This window comes from bacterium, from assembly GCA_035703895.1.
Classification (GTDB): Bacteria; Sysuimicrobiota; Sysuimicrobiia; order Sysuimicrobiales; family Segetimicrobiaceae; genus Segetimicrobium.
Map to the genome: position 1 here is coordinate 1 of DASSXJ010000126.1, position 3,844 is coordinate 3,844.

Genomic DNA, 3,844 nt, shown 5'->3' on the forward strand with positions numbered 1-3,844 from the left:
AACCCCGCCAGGTCCGGAAGGAAGCAACGGTACGTAAGGCGTCTCGTGTGCCGCGGGGGCACCTGGTCGGAGCCGGCTACGCGGGGACCGTCTGGAGGATGTTGTCGACGGCGGGTGCACGGCCGGAAGACTCTTCAGGGAGACGGGATCGGCGACAGGTAAAACAGCACGAGCGCAGCCAGGTTGTTAATCGCGTGCGCGATCATGCCCGGCACCAGCGACCCGGTGTACTCATACAGGTACGCCAGGATCATTCCCAGGATGACGATCGGCAGCAGGGTAACGAGCGACAAGTGCGCGGCGGCGAAGAACGCGGCGCTTGCCAGGACGGCGGCGTGGCGTCCAAGTTTGCGGCGAAAGGCGCCATAGGTTAGCCCACGAAAAAAGATCTCCTCCCCGATTGGAACCACGATGGCGACGAGGACCGCGAGCATCACCACGTCCGCCGGCGCGCGGAACTCGCGCAATAGACGAAACACCGGGGTATGGGCTTCCTGCTGAGTCACCAACTCGGTGGCAGCCTGCCGCCCGATGAACAGGCCGGCGGCGAAGATCGTGAGGGTCTGCCCGAGAAAGTTGCCTCCGAGGGCCGCGGCCGCTGCGAGCGCCGCCGCGGCGAGGCGGCGCCGCCATGCTCCTCCGGCCAGCCCGAGGCTGGTCCGCGGGAGCCGGTACTTGATAAGGGCGATGTAGAGGGACGCGCCGGCGAAGATGGCGTTCTGGACCACGGTGAGCGTCACGATGAACCCCAGCGACGACAGCAGTCCGAGGTGGAGGGCAAGCGTGTCCAGCGCCAACGAGAACGGCAGGATCGCTAGGACGAAGAACAACGGCAGCGCCACGACTTCTGCGAACCCCCACGTCGGTGCGCGGGAAGGTCGCACGACCAAATACACCGACGCCGCCAGCCCCGCTGTGGCGAGCGTGACGAGCGTCCACGCCACGGCGGACGGCCGCCGGAGGCGCGCGGCGGCATCGAAGCCGACGAGGCCGGCTGCGAGGACCGCCTCGAACAGGACGAGCCATGCCAGCGTGGTCACGCGCGCGGCACCTCCAGGAGTGCCGGTATGGTTCGGCGAATATGATCGAGACCCTGCGTGAGGTGACCTCGGTGTCGCATCTCTCCTTGTACCGAAAGTGGCGTCCCCAGGTCTTTGATGACGTGATCGGGCAGGCCCGCGTCACGCAGACGCTGCGGAACGCCATCGCCGGGGGGCGGTTCGTGCACGCGTATCTGTTCTGCGGCCATCGCGGGACCGGGAAGACGACGACCGCGCGCATTCTCGCGAAAGCGCTGAACTGCGAGCACGGCCCGACGCCGACCCCGTGCAACGTTTGCGCGATCTGCCGCGCGATCAGCGCGGGCGTCTCCCTGGACGTCATCGAGATCGACGCGGCGAGCAACCGCGGGATCGACGAGATTCGCGACCTTCGCGAGAAGGTCAAGCTCGTCCCCGTCGAGGGCCGGTACAAGGTCTACATCATCGACGAAGCGCACATGCTCACGATGGAGGCGGCGAACGCCCTGCTCAAGACCCTCGAGGAACCGCCGCCGCACGCGGTGTTCGTCTTGGTGACCACCGAGCCGCACCGGCTGCCGGCGACCATCACGTCCCGCACCCAGCGGTTCGATTTCAAGCGCATTCCCCAGTCCGCGATCGTGGATCGCCTGCGCGCGATCGCCGGAAGCGAGCAGGTGGCTGTGGACGACGCGGCGCTGCACCTCATCGCTCGGGCCGCCGATGGCGCGCTGCGGGATGCGGAGAGCATGCTCGACCAGTTGAGCGCGTTCTGTCAGGGGCGGATCGCCAAGGCGGATGTGCTGACGGTGCTGGGGCTGATCGAGGAGGAGGTGGCCGAGCACGTTGCCGACGCGGTGATCGCGGGGGATGCGGCGGCGTGCCTCTCGATCGCCGACCGCGTGATCGCGGAGGGACGGGACGTCCGGCAGATCCTGCGCAGTCTCATGGAACATTTCCGCGACCTCCTCGTGGTGTCGGTCGTCCAGGACCCCCGGGATATCGTCGAGACGAGCGACGCCCGCCTCGAGGTCTTGCGCGCGCAGAGTGCGCGGTTCTCGCCGGGGGCCCTGCTCCAGAAGATTCGGATTCTTACTGCGGCGGAGGCGGAGGCCCGGTTCGCGACGCAGCCGCGGGTGCTCCTGGAAATGGCCCTGCTGAAGGTGTGCCGGCCTGAACTGGACCCGTCCATCGAGGGACTGGCCGCGCGCGTCGCGGCGCTCGAACGTCAGGCCGACGGCGCGCCCCCACCCCCGGCGGCCGGCACGCCGAGCGTGGCCCCCGCCGCGCCGGCAAAGCCTGCTTCCCGCCGCGGTCCCCGCGATCGGGCAGCCCAGAGTGAGGGGGCGATCGCGGACGCTGCGTTGCCGTCCGGCGCCGCGCCGTCTACGGAGGGCGAGGCCGCCGCCTCCGAGGTCGGGATCGATCGTGTCCGGGCCCGTTGGGGGCGCTTTATGGACGAGGTGAAGCAACGCAGCCGCCCCGTCTACGCGTTCCTGTTGGAGGCCGCCCCCCAGTCGGTCGAAGGGACGCGCCTCGTGCTTGCCGTGCGGCATAAGTTCCATCTAGAAAACCTTCAGGAGCACAAACACCGGCAGATCGTCGAGGACCTCCTCGACGCCGTGATGGGTACCCGGCTCCGACTCGGGCTGGTGCTGGGCGAGGGCGACGCTCCCCTCGGCGCTCCCGCGTCCTCAGACACTCCGGCCGCCTCGGGGAGCCCGAGTACGCTCGTGGATGAGGCCGTGCGGCGGTTTGGCAACCCCGTGCAGGAGATCCGGCACCCCGAGTAAGCATTCCACAACGACACACCGGCTCGCGGCGCACGAAACGCCCGTCCGGGGCGGGAGCGATGGATGTTCAACATGCAGAAAATGCTCAAGCAGGTGCAAAAGCTCCAGGAGGAGATGGCTCGGGTCCAAGATGAGCTGTCGCGCGAGCGCATCGAGGCCAGCGCCGGCGGCGGTGTCGTCCGGGCCGTGGCGAGCGGGCAGGGGGATCTCGTCGAGATCGCGATCGACCCGAGCGTGGTGGACCCGTCCGACGTGGCGATGCTGCAGGATCTCGTGCTGGCGGCGTGCGGCGAAGCGATCCGGAAGGCGCGGGACCACGCCGCCGAACGGATGAAGGCAGTGACCGGGGGCCTCCAGCTGCCTCCGGGTCTTCCCGGTCTGGGCGCGTGACGCCGGGATGTCTTCGTCCGCTCCATCGCTCGCCCGGTTGATCGAGGAACTCAGCAAGCTGCCGAGCGTTGGGCCGAAGACGGCGCAGCGCCTGGCGTACTACATGCTGTCGATGGCCTCTCAGGACGCCGAGGCGCTGGCCGAGGCGATCCTCGAGGCCCGGCGCCTGATCCGGCACTGCTCCGTGTGCGCGAACATCACCGAGGCGGATCCGTGCGAGTTATGCACGAACCCGCGGCGCGATCATTCGGTGATCTGCGTCGTGGAGACTCCCAGGGACGTGGCGGCGATGGAACGGACGAGGGAGTTCAAGGGTGTCTACCACGTCCTTCAGGGGGCGATCTCTCCCCTCGATGGCATCGGTCCCGACGACCTGCGGATCGCCGAGCTCTTGCGCCGCCTCGCGGACACCGAGGTGCGGGAGGTCATCGTCGCCACGAATCCGCGGGTCGAAGGCGAGGCAACGGCGCTGTACCTGTCCAAGGTGATCAAACCGCTGGGGATCAAGGTGACGCGGATCGCGCACGGCCTGCCCATGGGCGGCGACCTCGAGTACGCCGACGAGGTGACGCTGGCGCGGGCGCTGGAGGGCCGGCGCGAGCTATGAGGCGCCGCGACTGATGCGGTCCGCGATTGATCCGC

The 3,844-nt window shown here is 68.6% G+C and carries 4 protein-coding genes and 1 other RNA gene; 4 read left to right on the forward strand and 1 reads right to left on the reverse strand.

The window, feature by feature from the left end; genetic code table 11:
• An RNA gene (gene ffs / locus VFP86_08685) (signal recognition particle sRNA large type) lies at positions 1-122 on the forward strand; the annotation flags it as partial.
• 12 nt (positions 123-134) lie between these two features.
• On the opposite strand, the gene VFP86_08690 is transcribed toward ffs, so the two are convergent.
• Positions 135-1,040: a type II CAAX endopeptidase family protein gene (locus VFP86_08690; protein ID HET8999706.1), complete on the reverse strand. Its 906-nt coding sequence runs from the start codon at positions 1,038-1,040 to the stop codon at positions 135-137.
• Between VFP86_08690 and dnaX the strand changes: the two genes are divergently transcribed.
• The 3 genes from dnaX (at position 1,025) to recR (ending at position 3,809) form a co-directional block, all read left to right on the forward strand.
• Positions 1,025-2,812 (forward strand): DNA polymerase III subunit gamma/tau, encoded by a 1,788-nt coding sequence (dnaX, locus tag VFP86_08695; protein HET8999707.1) that lies wholly within the window; start codon positions 1,025-1,027, stop codon positions 2,810-2,812. The two genes, VFP86_08690 and dnaX, sit on opposite strands and share 16 nt — an antisense overlap.
• A gap of 63 nt (positions 2,813-2,875) precedes the next feature.
• A complete protein-coding gene (locus VFP86_08700) occupies positions 2,876-3,202 on the forward strand; it encodes a YbaB/EbfC family nucleoid-associated protein (protein HET8999708.1) in 327 nt (108 codons plus the stop codon).
• A 7-nt stretch (positions 3,203-3,209) separates the two neighbouring features.
• Positions 3,210-3,809 (forward strand): recombination mediator RecR, encoded by a 600-nt coding sequence (recR, locus tag VFP86_08705; protein HET8999709.1) that lies wholly within the window; start codon positions 3,210-3,212, stop codon positions 3,807-3,809.
• Positions 3,810-3,844: the final 35 nt, after the last annotated feature.